The sequence below is a fragment of the Halorientalis litorea genome, from assembly GCF_023028225.1.
GTDB lineage: Archaea > Halobacteriota > Halobacteria > Halobacteriales > Haloarculaceae > Halorientalis > Halorientalis litorea.
In genome coordinates, this window is record NZ_CP095482.1 from 2,614,505 (window position 1) to 2,639,660 (window position 25,156).

Annotated in this window: 27 protein-coding genes; 13 read left to right on the forward strand and 14 right to left on the reverse strand. The window is 68.0% G+C overall.

What is annotated here, in order from left to right:
• Positions 1-37: 37 nt before the first annotated feature.
• Positions 38-1,039, forward strand: coding sequence for an aldo/keto reductase (locus MUG95_RS13930; RefSeq protein ID WP_247008823.1), 1,002 nt, complete (start codon positions 38-40; stop codon positions 1,037-1,039).
• A gap of 1 nt (position 1,040) precedes the next feature.
• On the opposite strand, the gene MUG95_RS13935 is transcribed toward MUG95_RS13930, so the two are convergent.
• Positions 1,041-1,649 carry an undecaprenyl diphosphate synthase family protein gene (locus MUG95_RS13935; protein WP_247008825.1) on the reverse strand — a complete coding sequence of 203 codons (609 nt, stop codon included), beginning with the start codon at positions 1,647-1,649 and terminating at the stop codon, positions 1,041-1,043.
• A gap of 277 nt (positions 1,650-1,926) precedes the next feature.
• Here MUG95_RS13935 and MUG95_RS13940 point away from each other — a divergent pair, with 277 nt between their 5' ends.
• Positions 1,927-3,273 (forward strand): DUF92 domain-containing protein, encoded by a 1,347-nt coding sequence (locus tag MUG95_RS13940; RefSeq protein WP_247008826.1) that lies wholly within the window; start codon positions 1,927-1,929, stop codon positions 3,271-3,273.
• Positions 3,270-3,740 (forward strand): GNAT family N-acetyltransferase, encoded by a 471-nt coding sequence (locus tag MUG95_RS13945; RefSeq protein ID WP_247008827.1) that lies wholly within the window; start codon positions 3,270-3,272, stop codon positions 3,738-3,740. Before MUG95_RS13940 ends, MUG95_RS13945 begins: the two co-directional genes overlap by 4 nt.
• On the opposite strand, the gene dnaG is transcribed toward MUG95_RS13945, so the two are convergent.
• A complete protein-coding gene (gene dnaG, locus MUG95_RS13950; RefSeq protein WP_247008828.1) occupies positions 3,719-5,095 on the reverse strand; it encodes a DNA primase DnaG in 1,377 nt (458 codons plus the stop codon). The two genes, MUG95_RS13945 and dnaG, sit on opposite strands and share 22 nt — an antisense overlap.
• Before the next feature lie 243 nt (positions 5,096-5,338).
• Here dnaG and MUG95_RS13955 point away from each other — a divergent pair, with 243 nt between their 5' ends.
• The 3 genes from MUG95_RS13955 (at position 5,339) to MUG95_RS13965 (ending at position 8,135) form a co-directional block, all read left to right on the forward strand.
• Complete coding sequence (locus MUG95_RS13955) at positions 5,339-5,560, forward strand: DUF3311 domain-containing protein (RefSeq protein ID WP_247008829.1); 222 nt, start codon at positions 5,339-5,341, stop codon at positions 5,558-5,560.
• On the forward strand, positions 5,553-7,079 hold the full coding sequence (locus MUG95_RS13960) for a sodium:solute symporter family protein (RefSeq protein WP_247008830.1): 1,527 nt from the start codon (positions 5,553-5,555) through the stop codon (positions 7,077-7,079). The genes MUG95_RS13955 and MUG95_RS13960 overlap by 8 nt, the downstream gene beginning before the upstream one ends.
• Before the next feature lie 108 nt (positions 7,080-7,187).
• Positions 7,188-8,135, forward strand: a complete 948-nt coding sequence (locus MUG95_RS13965) for an HFX_2341 family transcriptional regulator (RefSeq protein WP_247008831.1) — start codon at positions 7,188-7,190, stop codon at positions 8,133-8,135.
• Between the two features lie 18 nt (positions 8,136-8,153).
• On the opposite strand, the gene MUG95_RS13970 is transcribed toward MUG95_RS13965, so the two are convergent.
• Together MUG95_RS13970 and MUG95_RS13975 are read right to left on the reverse strand one after the other, a co-directional pair.
• Positions 8,154-9,041: a DUF4399 domain-containing protein gene (locus tag MUG95_RS13970; protein ID WP_247008832.1), complete on the reverse strand. Its 888-nt coding sequence runs from the start codon at positions 9,039-9,041 to the stop codon at positions 8,154-8,156.
• A gap of 99 nt (positions 9,042-9,140) precedes the next feature.
• On the reverse strand, positions 9,141-9,899 hold the full coding sequence (locus MUG95_RS13975; RefSeq protein ID WP_247008833.1) for a DUF1405 domain-containing protein: 759 nt from the start codon (positions 9,897-9,899) through the stop codon (positions 9,141-9,143).
• A gap of 134 nt (positions 9,900-10,033) precedes the next feature.
• Between MUG95_RS13975 and pdxS the strand changes: the two genes are divergently transcribed.
• Positions 10,034-10,942, forward strand: a complete 909-nt coding sequence (gene pdxS, locus MUG95_RS13980) for a pyridoxal 5'-phosphate synthase lyase subunit PdxS (protein WP_247008834.1) — start codon at positions 10,034-10,036, stop codon at positions 10,940-10,942.
• Positions 10,943-11,067: 125 nt separating this feature from the next.
• Here pdxS and MUG95_RS13985 read toward each other — a convergent pair whose 3' ends face one another.
• From MUG95_RS13985 to MUG95_RS14015, 7 genes are all read right to left on the reverse strand, one after another.
• Complete coding sequence (locus MUG95_RS13985) at positions 11,068-11,745, reverse strand: DUF8127 domain-containing protein (protein ID WP_247008835.1); 678 nt, start codon at positions 11,743-11,745, stop codon at positions 11,068-11,070.
• 34 nt (positions 11,746-11,779) lie between these two features.
• Positions 11,780-12,124, reverse strand: a complete 345-nt coding sequence (locus MUG95_RS13990) for a helix-turn-helix transcriptional regulator (RefSeq protein ID WP_247008836.1) — start codon at positions 12,122-12,124, stop codon at positions 11,780-11,782.
• Between the two features lie 29 nt (positions 12,125-12,153).
• Positions 12,154-12,894 (reverse strand): NRDE family protein, encoded by a 741-nt coding sequence (locus MUG95_RS13995; RefSeq protein WP_247008837.1) that lies wholly within the window; start codon positions 12,892-12,894, stop codon positions 12,154-12,156.
• A gap of 25 nt (positions 12,895-12,919) precedes the next feature.
• Positions 12,920-14,422: a class I adenylate-forming enzyme family protein gene (locus tag MUG95_RS14000; RefSeq protein ID WP_247008838.1), complete on the reverse strand. Its 1,503-nt coding sequence runs from the start codon at positions 14,420-14,422 to the stop codon at positions 12,920-12,922.
• Entirely contained in the window at positions 14,419-15,447 is a 1,029-nt protein-coding gene (locus MUG95_RS14005; protein ID WP_247010497.1) for a mandelate racemase/muconate lactonizing enzyme family protein, read from the reverse strand. The genes MUG95_RS14000 and MUG95_RS14005 overlap by 4 nt, the downstream gene beginning before the upstream one ends.
• Positions 15,447-16,397: a 1,4-dihydroxy-2-naphthoate polyprenyltransferase gene (locus MUG95_RS14010; RefSeq protein ID WP_247008840.1), complete on the reverse strand. Its 951-nt coding sequence runs from the start codon at positions 16,395-16,397 to the stop codon at positions 15,447-15,449. Before MUG95_RS14010 ends, MUG95_RS14005 begins: the two co-directional genes overlap by 1 nt.
• A gap of 224 nt (positions 16,398-16,621) precedes the next feature.
• Entirely contained in the window at positions 16,622-17,497 is an 876-nt protein-coding gene (locus MUG95_RS14015) for a 1,4-dihydroxy-2-naphthoyl-CoA synthase (protein WP_247008841.1), read from the reverse strand.
• A 103-nt stretch (positions 17,498-17,600) separates the two neighbouring features.
• On the opposite strand from MUG95_RS14015, the gene MUG95_RS14020 reads away from it, so the two are divergent.
• Positions 17,601-18,491, forward strand: coding sequence for a J domain-containing protein (locus MUG95_RS14020; RefSeq protein WP_247008842.1), 891 nt, complete (start codon positions 17,601-17,603; stop codon positions 18,489-18,491).
• Between the two features lies 1 nt (position 18,492).
• Here MUG95_RS14020 and menD read toward each other — a convergent pair whose 3' ends face one another.
• From menD to MUG95_RS14035, 3 genes are all read right to left on the reverse strand, one after another.
• Entirely contained in the window at positions 18,493-20,250 is a 1,758-nt protein-coding gene (gene menD, locus MUG95_RS14025) for a 2-succinyl-5-enolpyruvyl-6-hydroxy-3-cyclohexene-1-carboxylic-acid synthase (protein WP_247008843.1), read from the reverse strand.
• A 2-nt stretch (positions 20,251-20,252) separates the two neighbouring features.
• The gene (locus MUG95_RS14030; protein WP_247008844.1) at positions 20,253-21,614 is read right to left on the reverse strand and encodes an isochorismate synthase; all 1,362 of its coding nucleotides are present in this window, start codon (positions 21,612-21,614) and stop codon (positions 20,253-20,255) included.
• 79 nt (positions 21,615-21,693) lie between these two features.
• Positions 21,694-22,284: a sulfite oxidase-like oxidoreductase gene (locus MUG95_RS14035; protein ID WP_247008845.1), complete on the reverse strand. Its 591-nt coding sequence runs from the start codon at positions 22,282-22,284 to the stop codon at positions 21,694-21,696.
• Between the two features lie 224 nt (positions 22,285-22,508).
• Between MUG95_RS14035 and MUG95_RS14040 the strand changes: the two genes are divergently transcribed.
• The 5 genes from MUG95_RS14040 to MUG95_RS14060 all read left to right on the forward strand — a co-directional run bounded on the left by MUG95_RS14040 (position 22,509) and on the right by MUG95_RS14060 (position 25,156).
• A complete protein-coding gene (locus MUG95_RS14040) occupies positions 22,509-22,724 on the forward strand; it encodes a ribbon-helix-helix domain-containing protein (protein WP_247008846.1) in 216 nt (71 codons plus the stop codon).
• Between the two features lie 61 nt (positions 22,725-22,785).
• Positions 22,786-23,064: a UPF0058 family protein gene (locus tag MUG95_RS14045; protein ID WP_247008847.1), complete on the forward strand. Its 279-nt coding sequence runs from the start codon at positions 22,786-22,788 to the stop codon at positions 23,062-23,064.
• 117 nt (positions 23,065-23,181) lie between these two features.
• The gene (locus tag MUG95_RS14050) at positions 23,182-23,763 is read left to right on the forward strand and encodes a biotin transporter BioY (protein WP_247008848.1); all 582 of its coding nucleotides are present in this window, start codon (positions 23,182-23,184) and stop codon (positions 23,761-23,763) included.
• Positions 23,760-24,458: an energy-coupling factor ABC transporter ATP-binding protein gene (locus MUG95_RS14055; RefSeq protein ID WP_247008849.1), complete on the forward strand. Its 699-nt coding sequence runs from the start codon at positions 23,760-23,762 to the stop codon at positions 24,456-24,458. The genes MUG95_RS14050 and MUG95_RS14055 overlap by 4 nt, the downstream gene beginning before the upstream one ends.
• Positions 24,452-25,156: an energy-coupling factor transporter transmembrane component T family protein gene (locus MUG95_RS14060; RefSeq protein WP_247008850.1), complete on the forward strand. Its 705-nt coding sequence runs from the start codon at positions 24,452-24,454 to the stop codon at positions 25,154-25,156. The genes MUG95_RS14055 and MUG95_RS14060 overlap by 7 nt, the downstream gene beginning before the upstream one ends.

A 25,156-nucleotide genomic window follows, 5' to 3' on the forward strand; every position in this document is an offset into this window, starting at 1 on the left:
ACAACGTTGATGCCACCCTGCTCAGATAGTGGAAGCTATGGACGCGGAACTTTCGTCGGTGTCGCTCGGGCGCACGGGGTTGCAGGTGAGCGAACTCTGCTTTGGGACGTGGCGGTTCGGTCGCGAGACGGATGCCGGCCGGTTGGAAATCGGCCGCGACACTGCGATGGACCTGCTCGACGCCTACGCGGACGCTGGCGGCCGGTTCATCGATACCGCGGACTACTACGGCGACGGGGACAGCGAACGGTGGATCGGTGAGTGGTTGGCCGACCGCGACCGCGAGGACTACGTCGTCGCATCGAAGGTGTACCTCCCGGTCGGCGACGGTCCGAACCGCCAAGGTCTCGGGCGCAAGCATATCCGCCGGCAGATCGACCGGACGCTCGACAGGCTCGACACCGACTACGTGGACGTGCTCTACATCCACCGCTGGGACGACGACGTACCGGTTCGTGAGTTCATGCGGACGCTCGACGGCCTCGTGCGCGACGGCCGCGTCCACTACCTCGGGGCGTCGACACTCGTCCCGAACGCGTGGAAGGTCACACGAGCGAACGAACTCGCCTGCAGGGAGGGCTTCGAGCCGTTCACCGTCACACAGCCCCGGTACAACCTCGTCAACCGCGAGATAGAGGGGCCGTACTTGGAGATGTGCGAGGCATACGGCCTCGGCGTCTGCCCGTGGAGTCCGCTGGGACAGGGCTTTCTCACCGGCAAGTACGAGCGCGACGGTGACGTGCCCGAATCCTCCACGGCGGCCGACCGGCCGGGGTGGGCCGACCGCTACCTCACTGCGGAGAACTTCGACACGCTCGACGTGGTCCGGGAGGTCGCCGCCGAAACCGGTGGCACACCGACGCAAGTCGCGCTCGCGTGGCTGCTCGCCCATCCCGGTGTGACGGCACCCATCGTCGGCGCGCGGACCGTCGAGCAACTCACGGAGAACCTCGGGGCGGCGGCGGTATCGCTCACCGACGACCAGTTCGACCGTCTCTCGGCGGCCGCGGACGGCCCGTTCGCGGCACTGGACGTGTGAGCTACTCCCCGAACCGACGTTGACGGTCCTGATAGTCCCGGATTGCCCGCAAGTAGTCGCGCTTGCGGAAGTTCTGCCAGTTCACGTCGGTGAAGTACAACTCGGAGTAGACCGACTGCCAAATCATGAAATCGGAGAGCCGTTCGGCACCGGTCTTGATGACGAGGTCGGGGTCGGTCGGGAAGACCAGTCGCTCCTCGATGTCTTCCTCTCCGATGTCCTCCGGGACCAAATCGCCGTCCTCGACTTCTTCGGTGACGCGCTGGACGGCGGTCGCGAACTCGTGTTTGCCACCGAGGCCGATAGAAATCTGGATGGGTGCGTCGGCCCGCCGGTTGTCGTTCGGGCCCCGGACGGCGACTGCTCGCGGCGCGTCGACCGATTCGAGTTCCCGGCGGAGCGTCGGGGCGGCCTCCTCGTCCAAGACGCTGACGTACACCATCACGCGGTCCGCGCCGCACTCGAAGGTCCACCGGAGAAACGCTCCCATCGTGTCGTAGGCACCCTGTTCCAGCAGGTCACGCTCGGTGAGGACGACGGCGACGTTCTCCGGGCGCGCTTGGTCGCTCCAGCGCGTCCGCACCGCGAGGTACCGGTCGTACAGTCCCACAGTCGGGCTTCCGTGGGCCGAGCAATGAAGGTCACGGCTGGCGGTGCGGGGATGGTGCGGAGGGGACCAGCGTACGCGGCACGGAGGGCCGCGGTTCACGGAACTCGCGGAGCGAGTTCCGCTTTTTTCGCCACCGAAAGACACTGCGCGTCTTTCGAGCACCCGCTCACTCCGTTCGCGGGAACCACGTCTTTGCCGCGAGCGGTGACGCACAGGGCGCGTCACCCGAGCGGGAAAAAGGTGGTTGTTAAGTACCTCTCGGGGATACCTCCGGGACGTGACAACGAGTGCCCGGCGAGCGGGGGCCTTCGCGCTGGTCGGAACCGTCGCGCTGGCCGTGCCGTACGTCAGCAGCGTCGCGTCGACGGCAGTCGCGACGGTTGCCGGGACGGCCCCGTTCATCGCCATCGCCGTCCTCGCGCTGTACGTCGTCGACGAGGGGCCGCTGTTCGAGTTGTTCGCGCGCCCCGGCGACAGACAGGACGGCCGGTTGTACGGCCTCGCCGGGTTCGCCCTCGCAATCGCCGGGTTGGCGTTGCTATCCTTCCAGTTCGGGCTACCCGTGCCCGTCTTCGTCGTTGCCGTGTTCGTCCTCGCGTACGGGAACGTCGCGGAGCAACTCGTCCGGGTGCGGACGGCGGAGGTAATCCTCGGGACGGCAGGGTTCGTCACCGGCGGGTTCCTCGCCGGGACCGGAGCGGGGTACCTCGCGGTGACGCTGGTGGCCGGGTCGCTGTCGGTCCCGACGCTCCTCTTTTTCGCCGCGAGTGGCGCGCTCCTCGCGTCCTTGCTCCGTGCGGTGTTGTTCGCCCGCGACGACCCGCTCGTGGTCGTCTCCGTGGCACTTCTGCTGTGGCTGTTCGCGGACCTCGCCGTCAGCGTGACGACGACGCGTATCGCCGTGGCACTCGGGGTGACTGTCGGACTGGGGTACATCTCCTACGCCTTGGAGACGGCCTCCCTCCCCGGCATGCTGACCGGCGTCCTCCTCGGCCTGTTCGCCATCGTCCTCGGTGATTACGGCTGGTTCGCCATCCTCATCGCCTTCTTCGGCATCGGCGGGCTGTCGACGAAGTTCCGCTACGACGAGAAGCTAGAGCGCGGCATCGCCGAGGAGAACGAGGGAGCACGCGGGAGTGGGAACGTCCTCGCCAACTCACTGACCGCGCTGTTCGCACTCGTCGCGGGGGCGGCGAGTCCTTCCCACATCCCGGCGTCGCCCGACCTGTTCCTCTTTGCCTTCGCCGGAGCCGTCGCGGCGGCGATGAGCGACACGCTGTCCTCCGAACTCGGCGGTCTCGCGGACAACCCGCGACTCATCACCACGCTCGAACCCGTTCCGCCGGGGACGGACGGCGGCGTGACGTGGCAGGGTGAACTCGCTGGCCTCGTCGGTGCGGGCATCGTCGCCGGTATCGCCGCACTCATGTTCGATACCGTCGGCCCACTCGGTGCCGCGGTCATCGTGGCCGCCGGTATCTTCGGGATGACTGCCGACAGTCTGTTCGGGGCCACCATCGAGGGGCGGTACGTCGGCAATCAGGGCGTCAACTTCCTCGCCACGCTGGTCGCCGCGCTGGTCGGTAGCGCGTTCGCCGTCGCCGTCGGGCTGACGACGTTATGATTCGAGCGGCCACGCCCGAGGACCTGCCACGACTTCGCGCGCTCCAGTTGGCGTCGCTCGCGGAGCCGTGGGACGGCCTCCTCGAACCGGCCATCGAGGGGCCGCCGGTGGTACTCGTCTCCACGCCACGCGGACACCACGGAGCGGCGACGGCTCTCGACGCCGACACGCCCGTCGGCTACGCCGTCGCCGTGCCGGAGGGTGCGGACGCCTACCTCGCAGAACTCGCCGTCGCTGCGGGCCACCGGCGGGAGGGGCACGGCTCGGCACTGCTCGACGCGCTCGCCGACCGACTCGTCGCGGCCGGGCACGAACGGCTGACGCTCACCGTCCACGAAGGGGACCGCCGGGCGCGGGCGTTCTACGACAGTCACGGGTTCGGCGTCCGGTCGCTGCTGCCCGAACACTACGAGGACGGGGACGCCCTCGTGTTGGCGCGCCCCGTTCAGGCGTCGAGTTCGAACTGAGCGGCGGTTCGGACCCGAACGTCCGTCGGCCGTTTCACGAACTCGCCCGTCGAGCGGGCGACGATTTGCTCGACGCCGCGCTGGGCGGCCACGTCGAGGACGCGCTGGCCGAGTTCCCCGTCGAGGACGACGGTCGCCGGGACCCGCTCGCTCTCCGCGACGGCCTCGAACGCGTCCGCGGCCGGCGCGGTTCCGAGCCGTTCGAACTCGCTGTCGAGGAGGACTACCTCGCCAGTCTCCTCGCCGATGACTGCCTGTACGTGGCCGGCGATGGTCTCCGGCGTCGGGGGCGGGTCGTCCGTCTCGGCCGTGTCGGCGGTGTCCGTCTGTTCGGCGTCGGGACGCTCCGTCGCCTGCGTGTCGGTAGGCCGCTCGTCGTCAGTCTGCTCGTCGGGTTCGTTCTCGGTCGCGTCTGATTGTGTGACTTGACTGTCGGTCGCCGCCTCCGAGTCTGCGTCCCTCTCGGGCCGTGGTGCCGTGTCGTCCGTCGTGCCGGGCGGTGCCGGGCGCGCGCTCCCGTCCGTGGCGGCGACTCGCTCGTGGGGCGCGTTCGCGTCGGCGACGGCGTCCACCGGGACCTTGTTGCGGAGGGCAGTCATCACTTCGTCGCGTGCGAGTTCTTCGACGGAACGGCCCTCGGGCGCGAACGCGACGTACTCGACGGCCCCGACCTGCAGGAGCTCCTTGAGGATGAGGTCGCCGCCCCTGTCACCGTCGAGGAAGGCCGTGACGGTGCGTCCGTCGGTCAAGCTCGCGACTGCCTCGGGAACGTTGGTGCCCTCGACGGCGATAGCGTTTTTGATGCCGTACTGGAGCAACTGGAGCACGTCGGCGCGTCCTTCGACGACGACGATGGCGTCGCTGTCGGCGACCCGCGGCCCGGCCGGGAGTCCCTCGTGCTCGGTGATGTCCTCGACGCGCACCGCCTGCCGGACTTCCTCGACGAGGTCCTCGCTGGTGGTGGCCTCGGCCTCGAAGTCCGCCAGCAGGTCCGTCGCTCGCTCGACTATCTGCCGACGCTTGGCCGCCCGTACGTCCTCGAGGCCCGTCACCTCGAAGTCCGCCCGGCACGGGCCGACCCTGTCGATCGTTTCGAGGGCCGCCGCGAGGATAGCCGTCTCTACCTTATCGAGGCCGCTGGCGACGGTCACGTCGCCGAACGACCGGCCTGCCTCCGATTGGACCGTCACGTCGATGCGACCGACCTTCGAGGACTCCTGTAGGTTCCGGAGGTCGAGTTCGCCGCCGAGCAACCCTTCCGTCTGGCCGAATATCGCGCCGACGACGTCACTCCGCTCTACCACCCCGTTGGCGGTGATGTCCGCGTGAATGAGATATTTCGCTGTATCTTGCATTGGTGAACTGCCCCTGTGTGGGGCGGTGTTGTGAACCGCGTGATGATGATGAATCCATGGCGACCATGGAACCACCTCTGACTACGCCCCGTGCGTCCCTAATACCTACCCCTCGGTCCCACCGCGCCCGAGCGTATCCCGCCCGCCGACGCGTCCGCAGTATTGATGGAAAAATCTCTTCGATACTCGTCTCCGTTCACATCCGACACTACTAAGCGACTTCGGTAGGAAGACGTAGTACATATGGCGGTGTCGAACGCGACGCTCGGCTGGGGTGTGGTCGCACTCGTACTGATGGCACTGGCGGTGCCGTGGTTCCTGTGGGGCGAAAGCGGTGTCGTCGCCGGACTGCCGGTCTGGGTGTGGTGGCACGTCGGGTGGCTCTGCCTGACTGCCGTCGTCTTCGCCGTCTTCGCCCGGCACGCGTGGGGCACCGGCATCGAGGGGGGTGGTGTCGATGGCTGAGACGACGCTGCAACTCGGTATCGTCGCCGCGTACCTGCTCGTGGCCCTCGGCGTCGGCCTCCTCGCCTACCGACTGTCCGACCGGACCGCCGAGGACTACTTCCTCGCCAGCCGGACGTTCGGGACGCTCGTCCTCCTGTTCACGACGTTCGCGACGCTGTTGTCGGCGTTCACTTTCTTCGGCGGGCCGAACCTCGCGTTCAGTGCTGGCCCCGAGTGGATACTGGTGATGGGGCTGATGGACGGCGTCATCTTCGGCATCCTGTGGTACGTCGTCGGCTACAAACAGTGGCTGGTCGGACAGGATCACGGCTACGTCACGCTCGGGGAGATGTTGGGCGACCGGTTCGGGTCGCGTCTGTTGCGGGTGTTCGTCGCCGGAGTCAGCCTATTCTGGCTGGTGCCGTACGTGATGCTCCAGCAACAAGGTGCCGGGACGGCACTCGTCGCGCTGACTGAGGGGGCCGTTCCCTACTGGGTCGGCGCGGGCGGTATCACGCTGTTCATGATTGTGTACGTGACCATCTCCGGTATGCGTGGGGTGGCGTGGACCGACACGCTCCAAGGGCTATTCATGCTCGGGATGGTCTGGCTGGCCGCCGCGTGGGTCCTCGCCGCCGTCGGTGGCCCGAGTGCCGCCACGTCCCGATTGGCCGAGACGAACCCCGAGTTCCTCGCGCTGGGTGGCGGCCTCTACTCGCCCGCGTTCGTCCTCTCGACGGCTATCTCCATCGCGTTCGGGGTGACGATGTTCCCGCAGGTGAACCAGCGGTTCTTCGTCGCGCAGTCGAAGGCCGTCATCAAGCGGACGTTCACGCTCTGGCCCGTCCTCGTCCTCCTGCTGTTCGTCCCGGCGTTCATGCTCGGCGCGTGGGCGCAGGGACTCGGCATCACGGCCGACGCGGGCGAGAACGTCCTCCCACTGTTGCTGAACGAGTACACGCCCGCGTGGTTCGCCGCGCTGGTCGTCGCGGGCGCGATGGCCGCGATGATGTCCTCCAGCGACTCGATGCTGTTGTCCGGGTCGTCGTACCTGACGCGTGACGTGTACCGACAGGTCGCCACGGGCGTCACCGACCGCCGGGAAGCCCTCGTCGGGCAGGCCGGTGTGGTCCTCTTGGCGCTGGTTTCCTTCGGGCTGAGCCTCCTCCGGCCGGGGACGCTCATCCAAATCGGCGACACGGCCTTCGGCGGGTTCGCGCAACTCACACTGCCCGTCCTTGTCGCGCTCTACTGGCAGGGCACGACCCGTGACGGGATGCTCGCCGGCGTCGTCGGGAGTCAACTGTTCTACGTTCCGAGCGTCATCGACTCGATTCCGTTCGTCCCCTACTACAGCACCCTCGCGGGCGTGTTCCCCGACGCCTACGTCCTCCCGTTCGCCCCCGGCCTCGGCGGCTTCTCGCCGTCGCTCGCGGGGATGGCACTCGGGCTGGTGCTGACCGTCGGCGTGTCGTTCGTCACCTCCCCCTCTGCCACCGAGGACGCGAGCCTCTACGACGGGCTGTCGGCGGACTGACCGCACCGCTGTGTCTTCGAGCCACCGCCGCCGGGGCCGTGTTCGGCCGGACTCGCGGGCCGGTCGGAGACTCGAACGCTTAACATCCCGAGCTAAGTAACGTCAGTCATGCAGACCCACATCGTCCCGGTCGGCTTCGACTACGACCGGCTCATCGCGCCGCTCGTCCGGGAGCAGTTGGACGTGGACCGCGTTATCCTGCTGGAGGGGGCAGTCGGGAGCGAGGCGAACGTCGAGTACTCCCGGAACCTCGCCGAGAAGTTGGAGACGGACTTCCGGAACCTGCTCGGGGCCGAAACCGAACGCATCGTGGTCGACGACGTGTACGACTACGACGAGGCGTTCGAGCAGGCCTACGACCTCATCATGACCGAACTCGACCGGGGACGGGACGCCGAGGACGCCACCGAGCGCAACCCGCGGGTGGCCGACGACGACGAGGTGTGGGTCAACATCTCCGCGATGCCACGGACTGTCTCCTTTGCCTTCGCCACCGCCGCCCACTCGATTATGGTCGAGCGGGAGGCCGACCGTGACCGCATCCACACCTACTACACGGTGCCGGAGAAGTACCTCGAAACGGAACTCGCGGAGGAACTCCGGCGGCAGATCGCCCTCCTCTCGGACTTGGACGACGACGTGGACGACGATCGCGTGACCGAGCGGCTCACCGCCGCACGGGACTTGCTCGCGGAGTTCGACGAGCGCGGGACGACCATCGGCGCGAAGGAAATCGACGGGAGCCACATCGTGGAACTCCCGGTCGCGTCGTTCTCGAACGTCAAGCCCTTCGAGGAGATAATCCTGTTCACGCTCGGCGAACACGGCGAGTTCGAGTCCGTCTCGGAGTTGGCACAGGAACTCGCGCTCGAACTCGGCGAGGAGTACACCGACTCGTTCCGCTCGAAGGTCATCTACAACGTCGACCGACTGGGGCCGGGCGGGAAGGGCTACATCGAACAGGAGGAACACGGGAAGTCGTACCGAACCCGCCTCTCGCGCATCGGTGAACTGTGGGTGCGTGCCCACGCCGACAGCGACGAGAACGGGGAATAAGAAGCCGTCCGGTGGTGATTATTCGGTCGTGACGGTCGTGTGCGCGTGGACCATCGTCGCCCGGTGTGAGCCGGAACCGACCTGGAAGTGGATGGTGTGTTCACCGGATTCGTACTCGTCACCGAGCTGTCCGGCGAGGTCGATGCTCCCGCTCGTCGACCCGTCGCCGTAGTGGATGTGGTTCGCGTCGCTCGGGATGACCTCGCCCACGGGGACGTGGTCGGTGTCGATGACGGCGTGGAGGTGGCCGGCGTTCGAGTTGATCCCCTCGCTGGACGGCTCGATGGTGTAGTCCGTTGCGGTCACCTCCCACTCGACGGTACTCCCGTCGACTGTCGTCGAGAGGTCAAGATTGGCCGTGTCCTCGACGGTCACCTCGACGGTGTCGGTCAGTGCCATCGCGGTGTGCGCCCCGTCTGCGACCTGTAGGTGGAGCGTGTGGTCGCCGGGTTCGAGTTCGAGGACCCCGTCGGCCTGGCCGGTGCCGTAGTGGACGTGCTGGTCATCGCTCGGGATGGTCTCGCCGGGCTCGACCGGGTCCGTGTCGACGAGGACGTGGTAGTGGCCCGCGCCCTCGTTCACCTCGCCGGACTCCTCGATGGTGACGCCATCGGCCTCGGCGTCCCACTGGAGGTACGGGCTGTTCGCTGTCGTCCCGTCGGCCGGGACGGCGAGAGATACCGACGCGTCCTCGGCGACGCCGTTCCGGTACGGTCCCGTCTCGGTCCCGTCGGCTGTCGTCCCGCTCTCGTCTGTCGTCGCCTCACCGTCACCGCTCGTCGTGGTTTCGCCGTCACTTTCGGCCGTCGTTTCGGCTTCACTGTCGGTACTACAGCCTGCGACGCCCGTGGCGACCGCACCTGCGGCCAGCCCGAGGACGTCCCGTCGCGTGGTTTCGTCGAACATATTACGCTCACTACAATTCCGTTGAGGTAATTATTTCTCACGAAAACAGCCGTAAACAAAACCTTCGTGATCGTCCGAGGGTGCGGATTCCGAGGGGGGTCAGGTCCGTTCGACCTTCTTCACTCGTGTCGCCAACGCGAGGAAGACGGCCAACACGGTCAGGAACACGGCTCCAGCGGCCGCGGCGTCGTGGGCGGGAAGCGCGTGGTTGATGCCGTCGGCGGTAAACTCCGCCGTCAGCAGGGTGTGGTGCGGGTCACCGACGACGGGGACGAAGTAGTCCACGATGTCGTTCCCGAGATACCAGACGGTGGCGACGGCGACGGCCCACACCGGGAAGTCGCTGTAGCGGTGGACGAGGAAGGCTTCGACGGCCATCGCGAGGTGGCTCCAGACCAGAAAGTGATAGAGCCACAGCGGCGTCTGTCCGAGACCGTTGATACCCAACTGGACGTAGGGCGTCCACAGGCCGAGTTTGATACAGCCGAAAAACGCCATGACGTGGAGCCAATCGGCTTCCCAGTCGAGTCGCCACGCGACGAGCGAGAGGCCGATGAACGCAGTTGCGACGGGGCTATCGGGGACGAACACCCACATCTCCGGCGGCGTGATTGCGAACTGGCCGGTCACCAGCGGCGTCGACGTCGGAACCGGCTGGAACCCGTAGTACCAGAAGCCGAAGGCCGTCCCGACGAGGTTCACGAGGGCGATGGGCCACGCCAACCGAAGGGCGGCGTCTTCCAGCCACGCGGGAAGGGGCGAGACGTACCACGGGAGTGACTCTCGGTCGGGGAGTCGGCCGCCGAAGTACCGGGCGACGAACTGCTCGAACCGTCGCCCGGCGTCGCGTACTGCCATGCCCGGAGGCACGGCCGGGGGTGGCAAAACCCTAGTGGTCACTGGTCCGACTGACCGCTCGCGGCGGCCACTCGCTGGCGGTGCTCGCCCGGCAAAGGAGACGTGTTAAGTGCGTCAAGACCCTACGAAGGAGTATGTCAGACGCGACCGATTTGGAAGACCTCCAGCGCGGGACCGAGTTGGTCAAGCGCGGGTTCGCCAAGATGCAGAAAGGCGGGGTCATCATGGACGTGGTCAACCGCGAACAGGCCCGCATTGCCGAGGACGCGGGTGCTGTTGCGGTGATGGCACTCGAAGCAGTCCCCGCCGACATCCGCAAGCGGGGCGGCGTCGCCCGGATGCCCGACCCCGTCGACGTCGAGGGCATCATCGACGAGGTGTCCATCCCGGTGATGGGCAAATCCCGAATCGGTCACACGAAGGAGGCCCAGATTCTGGAGTCGCTCGGCGTGGACATGATAGACGAGTCCGAAGTGCTGACGCCCGCCGACGACCGCTTCCACATCGACAAGCGCGACTTCACGTCGCCGTTCGTCTGCGGCGCGCGCAACCTCGAGGAAGCCCTCCGTCGCGTCCACGAAGGGGCGGCGATGATTCGCACGAAAGGCGAGGCCGGGACGGGCGACGTGAACCAAGCCGTCCACCACCAGCGCAACATCAAGGGGTCGATACGCGAACTCAAGGGGATGACTCACGAGGAGCGCGAGCGGTGGGCGCGCGACCACGAGGCACCCATCACCCTCGTCCACGAGACGGCAGAGATGGGACGCCTTCCGGTCGTCAACTTCGCGGCCGGTGGCATCGCCACGCCCGCCGACGCCGCCTTGATGATGCACCACGGCTGTGACGGCATCTTCGTCGGGTCGGGTATCTTCGGTGCGGAGGACCCCGTGGCGATGGGCGAGGCCATCGTCGAAGCGGTCAACAACTGGGACGACCCCGACACGCTCGCGGACATCGCCAAGGGCATCGGCTCGGGGATGAAAGGCGACGCGAACGCCGACCTCGACGAGGAAGAGAAACTCCAGGGACGGGGCGTCTGAGGCCCACACCGACGACTGTTCTCCGATTCTCGACTTCGTATTCCGTGTTCTGAATTTCGCCGCCAGCGGTTCGCTTCGCCAGTCGACCGGGCGGTGGCCTGTCGTCGAGTAGCACCCTGCTTCACTCACTCGTCACCGACGAGTGACTGTCGGTAGCCACGCCGGAGTACGAGCAGGCCGAGGACAGTTCCCACGAAGGACAGAGTCCAACGGTCGTCGATGCCGCGGTCCGACCCGACTGGACCGACGATGTAGTAGTTCGAGCCATCGCGGACGAACCGAGCGGCCTCGTACTCGTGTCTGGACGTTGCCGTCCCCTCCCGAACCGCTCGCTGGAACGGGTCGGGAGCGCGTGCCCGCGTGACGCTCACTGCCGACAGCACCGTCTGTGCGTCGACGCGTTCGTACTCGACGCGCCCGGTGTCCTCGATATCGGTCGCCGTCCGGCGGTAGAATCCGCCTTCGAGGTGGACGAACTCGGCACTGGGTCGGTCGTAGCCGCGCTCGGTGGTGACCGTGACCGACCCGTTCACTGCCGCGCGCTCTTCGAGGTAGCAGGTCCACGGACGGTCGAGGAGGTAGCAGTCGACGCCGCGGAGGTCCGTCCCGTACGGTGTGCGCGTGTCTTCCGCGAAATCGAGGGAGTCACCGGCCGGTTCGACCGGCGCGGCAGTGTACTCGTATCTGGGTCCCCCGAGGTCGAACTGCTGGGCGAGGAAGGGGTTCAACACCAACAGGAGGCCGACCACGAGGGAGAACGCACGACGTTGCGTGTCGGAGGGCGACCAGCCGCGGGCGAACATGCCGGGCCGTACTCGTGACTCTCCTAAAAAACGCTCACTCTTCGTAGGCGAGATTCATCACCCACTGGGAGAAGGCGTCCGAGTGGGGGTCGACCTCCTCGTCGCCGATGAACGGCGAGAGCATGTCACCGGCCATCAACAGGGAGAAATCGAGGTCGCGCGGCGCGGGCGTCAGGTGGTACGTGTTGTGCCCTTCGTAGATAGTTTCCTCGCGCTGGATGAGTCCCTTTTCGGCGAGCGACTCGACGATTCGACTGCCTTTCCGTGAAGACACGCCGAGTTCCTTCCAGAACTCGCTCTGGTGGATGCCCCCCGTCTCCCGCACGAGTTCCAGTCCGGCACGCTCGTCCTCGGAGATGTCTTGGTCCGACGCAGCCATATCGTCTCAACCTACGTACGGTCGGCGGCTTAAACCTGACTTTCGACACGGCGGTACTCCGTCTCGCAGGGCGGCCCGTCGGCGAAGCGGTAGGTGCCGCCCTCGGGTCCGAGCGTCACCAGCGACGACGAGCGCGTCCCGAACCGGTCGCGGTGGATGCAGACGCCGTACTCGTGGTCGGCAATCACGTCGGCCGCTCGCTCCAGCCAGACGCCCGCCTGCTCGCCCGGTTCCGGTTGGAGCGCGGTTCTGACGGCGTTCGCGTTGCCCGCCTGCTGTTCGCCCACGTCCGGTCGTGCGGCGGGTATCACGTAGTCGCCGTCGGCACCGACGTTCACGACGACGTGGACGCCGGGTTCGAGGTTCCGAACAGCGAACTGGCCGTCCCACTCGAGTAGGACGGCCGCACTCTCGTCGGCGACGACGAGATTGAACCCGTCGTACTCGTCGTCCCTGACGGCCTGTTCGACGTAGCGGGCAGCGTCCTCCGCACGCTCCCGTTCGAGCACGTCACGGACGAGCAAGCCGCGCGAGCGGTCGCCCGCGAGGTCGGTGTCGGTCCAGCGGTTCGTGATACCGGCGAACAGTGCGTGTTCGTTGTAGCCGACCCACGTCCCACCGGCCTCGGCGTCACGCGGGGCGACGATGGCGGGATTCTCCGCGATGCGTGCCGGTGGCTCCGAGGGGCGGCCCACCATCTCGTCGCGGTTGGCCGCGACGGCGACGGGCGTGTCGGCGAACACTTGCCATGCGAGGACGAGCGTACACACGGGCGACCGTAGGTTCCACGCCGAATTAAGGCCTGTCCTCGCGCAACCGGTCCCGGACCGCCTCGCGGTCGACGGTCCCCGACGCGGTCCGGGGGAGGGCGTCGGCGAACGCGACGGTTCGCGGCCGCTTGAATCCCGCCAACCGCGTCCGGCAGTGGGCTTCGATGTCGTCCGCCGTCGGCACGTCCTGTGGGTCGGGAACGACGAGGGCGGCGACCCGTTCGCCCCACTCCGGGTCCGTGAGGCCGACGACGGCGGCGTCCCGAACCCCTGGGTGGTCGCGGAGTGCCCCGACCACTTCACCGGGGTCGACGTTCTCCCCGCCGGTCACGATACGGTCGTCAAGTCGGTTGAGGACCCAGACCCGGCCGTCCTCGTCCCGATAGCCCGCGTCGCCCGTGTGCAGGCCGTACTCGCCGAACGCCGCGTCAGTCACGTCGCCGTCGAGGTAGCCCGGCGTCACCGTCGGTCCGGCGACGACCAACTCGCCGCGCTCGCCCACTTCGCAGGGCGTTCCGTCCTCTCCCACCACCGTCACGTCGGTGTTCACGAGCGGCTGTCCGATGGTACCTTCGCGGGAAGAAACCTGCTCGGGTCGTGCGGTCGCTATCTGTGAGGCCGTCTCGGTCATGCCGTAGGTCGGGTGGACGGGGACGTTCTGGTCGAGTGCCCGGTCGAGGAGGTCGGTCGTGGCCGGCGCGCCACCGAGGAGGACGAACCGGAGGGTCGGTGACGGCTCCCAGTCAGCGTCGAGCAGTCGTCGGAGCATCGTCGGCACCAACGAGACGCCGGTCGCACCGTAGTCGGCCAACACGTCGGCCGTCCGCTCGGCATCGAAGGACCGCTGGAGGAAGACCGTCGTTCCGTAGAGCGTCGAGCGGACGACGGGGGCGAACCCGCCCATGTGGTACATCGGGAGACAGCACAGCCAGCGGTCCCCGGGTGTGACGCCGAGGCGGTACGCGGAGGCTGTCGCGCTCGATACGAGGTTTCCGACCGTCAACCGGACGCCCTTCGGTCGCCCTGTCGTCCCCGAGGTGAACAGGACGAGCCACTCCGTCTCGCGGTCCACGGGTGCCGGTTCGACGGCTGCCCCGTCCCCGCCGTCGAGTGAGTGTACGTCCGCTGTCTCCGGCGTGTCGACGCTGGCGACCGGTCCGTCGCCGACTTCGCGAGCGAGCGTCTCCGTGTTCGCGCCACAGACGAGCAGGTCGGGGGTGGTCCGCGCGACTCGGTCGTCGAGTTCACTCGCCGTGAGCCGCGTGTTCAGGGGGACGAGCGTCCCGCCGAGGCGGAGCGTGGCGAACGCGATGTCGGCGAACGCCGGGCGCGTGTCGAGCAACAGCGCGACGGTCGGAGCCTGCCCGGCGAGCGAGGAGAGCGCGGCCGCCCGCTCGTCTACCGCCGCGTCGAACTCGCGGTATGTTCTGGTCGTGTCGTCGTCGGTGTCGACGATGGCGGTCCGCTCGGGCGTCGCCGCGACGCGCCGGGCGAGGGGGTCACGACTCGACCACGCGTCCGGAGTCATTGCTCGTCCGGGGAGACGCCGAGACCGTCGGTCTGTGGGACCTCTATCTCACCGGCCGCGACCGGTGCGGGGTCACGACACATGTCGCTTTCCAGCCACGCCGCCGTCGCCAAGCCACACGCCGGCACGTCCGGAATCGCCGCCGCGACGTGGACGGCGGCAGTCCGGGCGACGACGCCGTCTATCGTCGTCGAGACGACGGGGGTGACACCAGCCTGCCGGGCCTGTCGTGCCGCCTGTCGTGCCCGGTCCGGCCCGCCCAGGGCCATCGGCTTGAGGACGAGGTAGTCGGCGGCGTCCGTGGCGAGCACGTCGGTGACGGACCGCGCCGACAGCGACTCGTCGAGGGCGATGGGGACGGTCCCCGCAGAGCGGAGGGCCGCGTGTGCCGGCACCTCCGACGCGGGTAGTGGCTGCTCGACGTACTGGAGGCCGAACGACGCGAAGGAGTCGAGCGCGCGCTCGGCTTCCGCACGGTCCCACGCGCCGTTGGCGTCCGCACGCAGGGTCACGTCCGGACCGACCGCCTCCCGGACCGCCTGCAGCCGGTCGGCGTCCGCCGTGACGCTCCGGGCACCCACCTTCACCTTCACGCAGCCGAACCCGTCGGCGACGGCCTCGGCCGCCCGCTCGGCCGTCTCTGCCGGGTCTGCGTCGCCGACGGTGGCGTTGACCGGAACACGGTGGACCAACTCGTCGCTCCCGAGCGACCGGTACAGCGGCACGCCGCGCGCCCGTGCCTTGGCGTCGGCCAGTGCCACCGCGAGCGCGTGCCGCGCGGCGGGTGCGTTCGTCTCCCCGAGCGCGACACCCCAGTCCTCCTCGCGGGCGAGTTCGGGTGCGCGTTCGAGCGCGTCCCGACAGTCCGAGAGCGATTCGGTCCACCCCGGCAGCGGCGTCGCTTCGCCCACGCCAGTCTCCTCGGCGTACTCGATGCGCACGAGGAAGCCGTCGCGCTGGTGAATCGGCCCCCGTGCTGTTTCGAGCGGCCGCGTCAACTGTAGGGTGAACGGCTCGATCGACATCATGCGAGTGCCAACCCCGTTGCGAACAGTACCGAGTGCATCGCCAGTAACTGTCCAGTCCGTTCGAGTGCCGGGTTGAGTGCCGCCCCGTCGGTCCGGACGTACACGACCCGACTGATTGCGATGGCCAGCGGAAGCGTCAGGAGCGGCAACAGCACCGTCAGTCCGAAACTCGGGTCGAGCGCGAACACGACGGGGACGACGTAGGCCATCCCGACCATCGCCGTCCACTCGACTCTGCTCGCCCGGTAGCCCAAGATGACCGCCAGCGTCCGCTTGCCCGCCGCCGCGTCCTCTTCCTTGTCGCGGATGTTGTTGACGACGAGGATGGCTGTCGAGAGGCCGGCGGCCGGGAGGCTGGCGGTCAGTGCCGCCGCGGTGACCGTCCCCGGCGGAATCCCGACGGCGAGCGGGCCGACGGCTGGGAGCGACGCGGCGGCTTGAACGTAGTACGTCCCCGTCACCGCCACGAGGCCGAAGTAGACGAACACGAACAGGTCACCGAGGCCGCGGTAGCCGTACGGATACGGACCGCCGGTGTACGCGACGCCCGCGAGGATGCTCGACAGGCCGACGACGAGGATGGGGACGCCGCCGACGGAGACCAGATAGAGGCCGACGACGACGGCCAACCCGTAGGTGGCGGCCATCGCCCGCTTGACCCGCGCGGGTTCGATGAGACCACCGGCGGTGACGCGGGTGAACCCCTCGCGTTCGGCGGAGTCGGTCCCCTTCACCGCGTCGTAGTAGTCGTTGGCGAAGTTCGTCCCTACTTGCAGGAGGACCGCGCCGAGGAGTGCCGCGACTGCCGGGAGGAGCGCGAACACGCCGGCGTGGAGCGCGAGTCCGGTCCCGACGATGACGGGAGCGGCCCCCGCCGGGAGCGTCTGTGGACGCGCCGCCATCAGCCACGCGCGTGTTCGTGACACGTCTGCCTCGGCCGTTGCCATTGCCGTACTGTTGGATTCCCAGCCGTGTCAACCTTACCACTCCGTTCGTCCGCGGGCGTCGTGGCAGGCGGTTGCAGAGCGGCACGGATACGGGGCGGGGCGGTTGCGGTGGCACGAGCATAGCAACCGCGAGCGCACCACTGGTGCGCTCGCGGCTTCTTCGCCCACGTTTTTCAAGGAGTGGTGACGCGCTCCGCGCGTCACCCGACGCGGAAAAAGGTGGGTTAGTAGTGCCAGGGGAACTGCTCGAAGTCCGGCTCCCGATCTTCGTTGAACGCGTCCCGCCCCTCCTGTGCCTCGGCGGTCTGATAGCCCAGTCGTGTCGCCTCGCCCGCGAACACCTGCTGACCCATCAGGCCGTCGTCGACGAGGTTGAACGCGTACTTCAACATCCGGATGGCCGTCGGGGACTTACTCATGATGGCTTCGGCCCACGCCAGGGCCTCGTCCTCCAGTTCGGCGTGGGGAACTACGTCGTTGACCATCCCCATGTCCGCGGCTTCTTCGGCGTCGTAGGTTTTCCCGAGGAAGAACACCTCGCGGGCCTTCTTCTGGCCGATTTGGCGGGCGAGATACGCCGACCCGAATCCGGCGTCGAAGGAGGCCACGTCGGGGTCCGTCTGGAGGAACTTCGCGTGTTCCTCGCTTGCGATGGTCATGTCCGAGACGACGTGGAGGGAGTGGCCGCCGCCGACGGCCCACCCGGGGACGACGGCGACGACGACTTTGGGAATCGTGCGGATGAGCCGCTGGACTTCGAGGATGTGGAGGCGTCCCGTCTTGCCATCACTGTCGTATTCGTACCCGTCGGGTCCTCGGACCCGCTGGTCGCCACCCGAGCAGAAGGCCCACCCGCCGTCGTCGGGCGACGGGCCGTTGCCGGTCAGCAGGACACAGCCCACGTCGGTCTGTCGCTTGGCATGGTCCAGTGCGACGTAGAGTTCGTCCACCGTCGGCGGACGGAAGGCGTTGCGCACCTCGGGGCGGTCGAACGCGATGCGGACCGCGCCGGTGTCCGTCGCGCGGTGGTAGGTGATGTCCTCGAAGTCGAACTCTCCGATTTCCTCCCATCGCTCGCCGTCGAAAATCTCAGAGACCATACCCCGAGTGAGGTTGGCCGCATCAAATAGGTTCCCGGTTGCGGTGGTGCGGAGCGGCTGGATTTATACGACCGCGCTCGTAGGACTCGGCCACTGCCCTCCAATGACCGAGACGTTCTACGAGGTGCTGTCGGTCCCATCCGACGCCTCGCGCGAGGAAATCGAGGCCGCGTACCGGGCCCGCGTCAAGGAGACGCACCCGGACGTGAGCGACGCGCCCGACGCCGAAGACGAGTTCAAGCGCGTCACGCGAGCCCGCGACGTACTCACCGACGAGGACGAGCGAGCGACGTACGACCGCCTCGGTCACGACCGGTACGTCGAGCGAGTACTGGGCGGTCCCGGCGTCGGTGCTGACACCGACGACACGGCGGACGCCGCAGGTGCCGGAACCGCGTCCTCAGACGACCGGACGGCGGACGACACGGCGGCGGCCGGCGGTGGCCGAGCGGGCACCGGCACGGAATCGCGGGGGAGCCGTACTGGGAGTGACACGAACCGTCAGCGGACGGGAGCGGACGCGACGGGGACGGCCGACGCGAGTGCCACGACGGGTGACTCGACGGACGGCGCGGCCACGGGACGCTATCGCCAGTCCCGGCGCGGCGGCGAGGAGACCACCTACGCCACGCAGACGGAGTACACCGGCGGGTCCTCCGACAGCGTCCGCCTGCCGCTGACGCCCCGGACGGTCATCCTGATGGGGACGATGTCGCTCCTCTATCCCGTGTTCGTCGTCGCCAGCGTCTTGCCGGCGTTCCCGATGGCGGTGAACGTCGTGGTCGCCCTCTGTACGCTGGCCGTCGTGGCGTACCTCGTCTCGATGCCGAACGTGGCCGTCGTCGTCTTCGGGGTGTGGAGCGTCCTCGCACCGCTTCTGTTGCTCGGTATCGGCGGTCTCTCGCTGTTCTCCCCCGTGGGCTTGCTCGTCCCCGTCGCGGCGTGGTTCCCGTTCTGTCTGGCACTCCTGACGCGGGCGGCACTCCGGCCGTGACTCAGACGGTTTCGAGGACGCGCTCGTGGACCGCCTCGCGAGTCCGGTGGCTGGCTTCGCCGTCGACGACGACTTCGATTACCTGCGTCCCGTCCCGGCCCACGGACTCGTCGAACGCCTCGCGGAACCGCTCGCCCGGCGGGACGCGCTGGAAGCCCAGCCCGTAGAGATCGGCCGTCGGCTGGAAGTCGAGGCCGTGGGGCGTCACGAACTGCTCGGTGAACGGTGGGTCGAACTGCTCGATGGGAAGCAGGTGGAAGATACCGCCGCCGTCGTTGTTGACGAGGACGATGGTGGCGTCCACCCCACACCGCTCGACGGAGAGCAGGCCGTTCGAGTCGTGGAAGTACGCCAAGTCGCCGGTCACGAGAACGAGGGGGTCGTCCGTCGCGCTCCCCGCACCCAGTGCCGTGCTGGTGATGCCGTCGATACCGCTCGCGCCCCGGTTGCCGTGGACAGTCACCGCTGTCGAGCGAGGCCGCCCGAACCGGTCCAAATCCCGGACCGGCATGCTGTTCGAGACGAATAGCGTCGCCGGGTCGGGAACCGCGTCGGCCACGTCCGCGAGTATCGCTCCCTCGAAGGACTCCTCGTTGCGGGCCGTCGCCACGATGTCCCAGTACGTCCGCTCGGCGTCGGCAAACTGCTCGCGCCACGCCGACGCCGCCGCGTCAGCCACTCCGTCGGCCAGCGTCCGCGCCAGCCGCGTCGGGTCCGCCACGACGAGGTCCGTAGCGGTGAACTCCGCCTCGCGCCACCCGCCCGCCGGGTCGACGACCACCTGCCGCTCGGCGTGGTCACGGAGGTACTGTCTGAGGACCTTCGAGGTCGGCGACGCCCCGAGTCGGAGGACGACATCGGGGTTCGGCCAGTCGTCGGCCCCGTCCAGATACGAGTCGTACCCCCCACAGACGGTCACGTCCGTCCGGTCGACGTGTCCCCCGAAACGGAGGCCCGAGAGCGGGTCGGCCAGTATCGGCGCGCCGACGGCCGCCGCGAGGTCGGCCACAGCGTCGGCGTCCGGCGTCGGCGCGTCCGCCGGTCCGGCGACGACCAGCGGCCGGTCAGCCGCGTCGAGTGCCGCCACGAACCTCTCGGCGGCATCGGCGGCCACCTCCGGGCGGCCCGCCGCCGTCTCCACGAACGGCCCCGCCCGGCCCTCGACGGCCAGCGGTGCCTCCTCGGCCAGCGACTCGGGCACGTCGCCGGGCACCTCGACGGGTTCCAGCGGCTTCGCGAACGGGCAGTTGAGGTGGACTGGCCCGGCGGGCGTCCCCGTCGTCTCGGCGACGGCCCGGCAAACGGTGGTCCGGAGCGAGCGGAGTGCCCGCGCTCGCGGTTTCGGTTCGGGGAGCGTGCGGGACGTGCGAACCGCGTCGCCGTAGAGGTCGGACTGGTCGATGGTCTGGTTCGCGCCGCTGTCCTGCAGTTCCGGCGGTCGGTCGGCAGTCAGCACGAGGAGTGGCACCCGCGACTGGTGTGCCTCGATGACGGCCGGGTGGAAGTTCGCCGCGGCCGTTCCGGAGGTACAGACGATGGCCGTGGGGTCGCCGGTCCGGCGAGCCCGGCCCAGCGCGAAGAAGGCCGCCGAGCGTTCGTCGAGTATCGAGAACGTCTCGATACTCTCGTGGTCGGCGAGGGCGACGGTCAGCGGTGTCGAGCGGCTACCGGGCGCGATGCACGCCGCGGTGACGCCGCTTTTGGCCAGTTCGTCGGCGACGGTCCGACCCCACAGTGTGGCGCGGTTCGGTGCCGTCATCGTCAGTCGTCTGGCCCGTCCGCGCCGTTCTCGAGTTCGTCGAGGATGGGGCGGTACTTGGGCTGGATTTCCTCCCACTCCTCGTCCGGGTCGCTGTCGGCGACGATGCCACACCCGGCGAACAGCGTGGCGTGGGTACCGCCGGCGACGCCCGAGCGGATGCCGACGGCGAACTCGCCGTCACCGTTCGAATCGAACCAGCCGACCGGTGCGGCGTACCACCCGCGCTCGAACGACTCCGTCTCCCGGATGACTTCCCACGCCCGGTCCGGCGGGAGGCCGCCCACCGCCGGCGTCGGGTGGAGTGCCTCCAATATGTCGAGGACGTGCCCCTCGCCGTCCAAATCAGCCGTAATCGGCGTCTGGAGGTGCTGGATGTTCGTGAGTTTCCGCACGTCCTGTTCCCCCTCGTGAACGTCGCCGAGCGGTTCGAGTTGGTTCCTGATGGCGTCGACCACCAACTGCTGTTCGTGCTGGAGTTTCTCGCTGTCGAGCATCGACTGTGCGTAGTCGGCGTCTTTCTCGGGCGTCTCGCCGCGCGGGACGGACCCCGCGAGTGCCTCTGTCTGGACGCGCCGGCCGTCCATCCTGACGAGACGTTCCGGCGGCGGCCCGAAGAACGCGCCGTCGTCGCCGGGTTGGACGAGGAAGCGGTAGCAGTTCGGGTAGGTGCGGCGCAGTCGTTCGAGTACGTCCGGCACGTCGATGTCGTCGGCGAGGTCGACCTCCAGTGCCGTCGCGAGGACGACTTTCCGGAGGTCGCCGGAGCGGATGTACCCCGTCGCCTGTTCGACCTGTTCGGTCCACTCGTCTTTGGGCGGCGTGACGCGCGTCTCGAGGACGCCCGGCGGCCCGCCGCTGGGTCGCATCACCGGGAGGTCCGCGATGTCTTCGCGGGTCCGTTCGAGCGTGGCGGCGACGCGTTCGCCCGTTGCCTCGGTGTCGTACGCCCGGACGGTCAGCCACGTCGTGCCGTCGGCCCGCGTCAACTGGACGCGTGGGAGCGTGAACGACGCGGCGGGAAACCCGGTCCACGGCCCGCGCTCTTCGTGGTTCTCGTTGAACGCGAGGCCGCCGAGTAGTCGCGGCCGTGTCTCCGGCGGCCCCGAGCGGTCGACCGTCTCGAAGACGGTAGCCGCCCCGCGGCGCAGGCTCTCGAAGCGGTCGGAGCCGTCTGCGGTGAGCGTGACGGCGGCCCCGCTCCCGACGACTTCGAGGCCGTCGGGCGCGGCCCAGTGGACCCGTGGGGCCGGTTGGCTGGCGAGAAACGCCCGGTAGGACACGTCCGGTATCTCGCAGGTTCGACCGACGAGGGCCGCGCCCGTTCGCGGACCCGTCGTCTCCTCGCGGTGGGCCGGTTCCATCTGCCTCTAGTAAGGGTGCAGGGTTCTTGAGAGTGTCCTTCCCCGTCGGTAGTCAACGCGCGACGGGTTGTCGAGTCGCTCAGCTGTACCGGTCTTCGGTCCACGGGTTCGCGGTCACCGAGTACCCGCGCTTCTCCCAGAACCCCCGCTCCGGGTCCGTGAGGAACTCGACGCCACAGACCCACTTCGCTCCCTTGTAGGCGTAGCGGTGAGGCGTCACGACTCGGAGCGGCCCGCCGTGGTCCGCCGCCAAGTCGTCCCCGTCGTACCCCCACGCGAACAGCACTTCGTCGCGCATGCACGCTTCGAGCGGGAGGTCTGTCGTATAGTCGTCGAGGCTGGTGAACATGACGTGACAGGCGTCGTCGTGGACGCCTGCGCGCTCGGCGAGTTCGGGGAACGGAACCCCGGTAAACTGACAGTCGAACTTGCTCCACCCGGTCACGCAGTGGAAGTCCTGTCGCTGCGTCTCGCTCGGCAACGCCCGGAACTCCTCGAACGAGAGCGTCAGTTCCTCCTCGACGGCCCCGGAGACGCGGAACTCCCACGCCTCCGGGTCCCACCGTGGCGTCGTCCCCTTCGAGAGTATCGGGAAACCGTCCGTCTCGTGCTGGCCGGGCGGTAACCGGTCGTCGCCGAACTCCCGGTAGAGGTCGGTTACGTCGCGCATGCGACAATCCACGTGGCGGTGCCGTGTAGACCCATCGACCGAGACTCGCTACTGCCGTCGACGCCGCGAGTGGTCTGTCCGATAGCGCAGGATTCTTGGCCTCACACAAAATTCACATGGGGCTTTTTGGAACGAGTGTTCTCACTGTCGGAGTAATTATTTTCTATCGTCGCAATATCCCCGCCAAGCTTAAATACCCCTCAGTCGAAACCTCGAACGTCAAGATGCCCAAGGCAGAGATCAACATCCCGGAACACTTGGAGATGCAAATCGCCCAGCTCGTCGAGAAGGGCGAGTTCCTCAACCGCGAGGAAGCCATCGAAGACTTACTCTCGACCGGGATAAAGGCGTACAAGACGAGTGGTCCGGTCGACGACGAGGAGGAGGCCGGTCTGGAGGACGACGGGATGATGGGCCACGACGACGAATACGTGTTTTGACTGGTTTTCGAGCCATCGACTGTCAGAAATCCTTAAACCGCCGTCTCACCAACCCGTAGCCATGCACAAAGACGAACTGCTCGAACTGCACGAACACATGGTGCTGATAATGGAGTACTTCAAGGACCTCGAAGGCACGGACTCCTCGCTGTTCGACGCCTACGAGGAACTCGACGTGACGCCGGACGACGTTCACATGTCCAAGAGCGAGCACAAGCACGCGGTGTTCGTCCTCGGTAACGCGCTGGCGACGGCGATGAGCGAAGACGAGTTCTCCGACGCGGGCCGCATCGGTAAGCGAATGCAGGAACTCGCCGACGACGCCGAGAGTAAACTGTAACTCGCGGCCCTCTCCTGTCACGCCTGCTCGGCCGGCGTCAACCGAAGTTTTCAATCGGGTTGACTGTGACGGACAGGTACGTATGTCTCTAGCGATTGGCGATACGGGGTGGCAGCGATGAGTACCGACACCGAGGCGGTCGAACTGGTGGGCGACGAGACAGTCGAGAACGTCGGGCGCGCGGCTCTGTTCGCCGCACTGATGGGTGCGTTCGCCTACGTCACGTTCCCCAATCCGGTCTCGCCGGCACCGATTACGCTCCAAGTACTGGGCGTGTTCCTCGCCGGTATCATGCTCGGTCCGCTGTGGGGCGGGGCGTCGCTCGTCCTCTACCTCGCGGCGGGGGCCGTCGGGGCACCGGTGTTCAGCGGCGGTGCGGCGGGACTCGGCCAACTGTTGGGGAGTACGGGCGGCTATCTATGGTCGTACCCGCTCGCGGCCATCGTCGTCGGTACCATCGTCCACAGCGGGTTCACGCTCGGGGACCCGCGGTCGGTCAGCCTCCCGCGGCTCGTGGGTGCGATGGTCGTCGGCGTCGTCATCATCTACGCGATGGGCGTCGCCGGGCTGATGCTCGTCCTCGGTCTCGGCCCGGAGGCGGCGTTCTTCGCGGGTGCGGCCGCGTTCATCCCCGCCGAGGCGTTCAAAATCGCGGCCGCCGTCGCCGTCGTGCGGAGCGACGAGATAATGGCTCGATGATACGGACGCGTGGACTCCGGTACGCCTACGGCGAGACGGCGGTCCTCGACGGCGTCGACTGTACGATAGCCGACGGCGAGTTCGCCGTCGTCGTCGGGCCGAACGGGTCCGGCAAGTCCACGCTGATACGTCACTTCAACGGCCTGTTGGAACCCGACGAGGGCGACGTTTCGGTCAACGGGCGGCCGGTGGCCGCCAATCTCGTGGCGGCACGGCAGGCCGTCGGCATGGTGTTTCAGGACCCTCGCGACCAGTTCGTGGCCGCGACGGTGGCAGCCGACGTGGCCTTCGGCCCGGAGAACCTCGGGCTCTCCCACGAGGAAATCGACCGCCGGGTCGACACCGCGTTGGCGGCCGTACGGATGACCGACCGCCGCGAGGAGCGCGTCGACCGACTCTCCGGGGGCGAACAGGCCCGCGTCGCCATCGCCGGCGCGCTGGCGATGGAGCCGGACCACCTCGTGCTGGACGAACCGCTGACCAGCCTCGATTGGCCGGCACGGCAGACCGTCCTCGACCACCTCGAACGCCTCCACGAGGCGGGGACGAGCGTCGTCGTCGTCACGCACGACCTGCGGGACCTCACGGAACTGGCCGACCGCCTCTTGCTACTCGACGACGGCACCCTCGCGGCCGCGGGGGCACCGGCCGACCTCCGGGACGACCTCCCGGACTACGGCGTGCGTGTATGCTGAGGTACGACCCCGGGGCGTCGCTCGCTCACTCGCTCGACCCCCGGAGCAAACTCGCCGTCCAAGTCGGCTTCGCCGGCGCCGCGTTCGCCCACACCACGCCGACCGGGCTGGCGACACTCACCGCCGTCACGGGTGGCGTGCTGGCGGCGGCCCGCCTCTCGCCGGTCGCCGTCGCAGTCGACATCCGGTACGTCCTCCCGATTCTGGTCGCCGGGCCGATACTGGAGGGCGTCCGACTCGGCCCGCCGTGGTTCTCGGTGTCCGCGGCCACCTTTCCGGCACTCGCGAGCTACCGGGTGCTGTTGATTCTGTTCGTGAGCGCGGCGTACGTCCAGACGACACCGGTCCGGGAGTCACGCGCGGCGATTCAGTGGCTCGTGCCCGGCAAACCCGGACAGTTCCTCGGAATGGGCGTGTCGTTCGTCTTTCGCTTCCTGCCGGTCCTGCGGGCCGACCTCTCCCGTGCGCGGGACGCGATGCACGCCCGACTCGGGACGGAGTTGCCGCTGACCGAGCGGATGCGGCTGGTCGCCGTGTCGGGATTCGCGCGTGCTTTCGACCGCGCCGACCGCCTCTCGCTCGCGCTCCGGGCGCGGTGTCTCTCGTGGAACCCGACGCTGCCACCGCTCACGTTCGGGACCGGGGACGTTGCGGCGACGTTAGTCGCGCTCGCCCTCGCCGGGTCGGTCCTGCTGTGA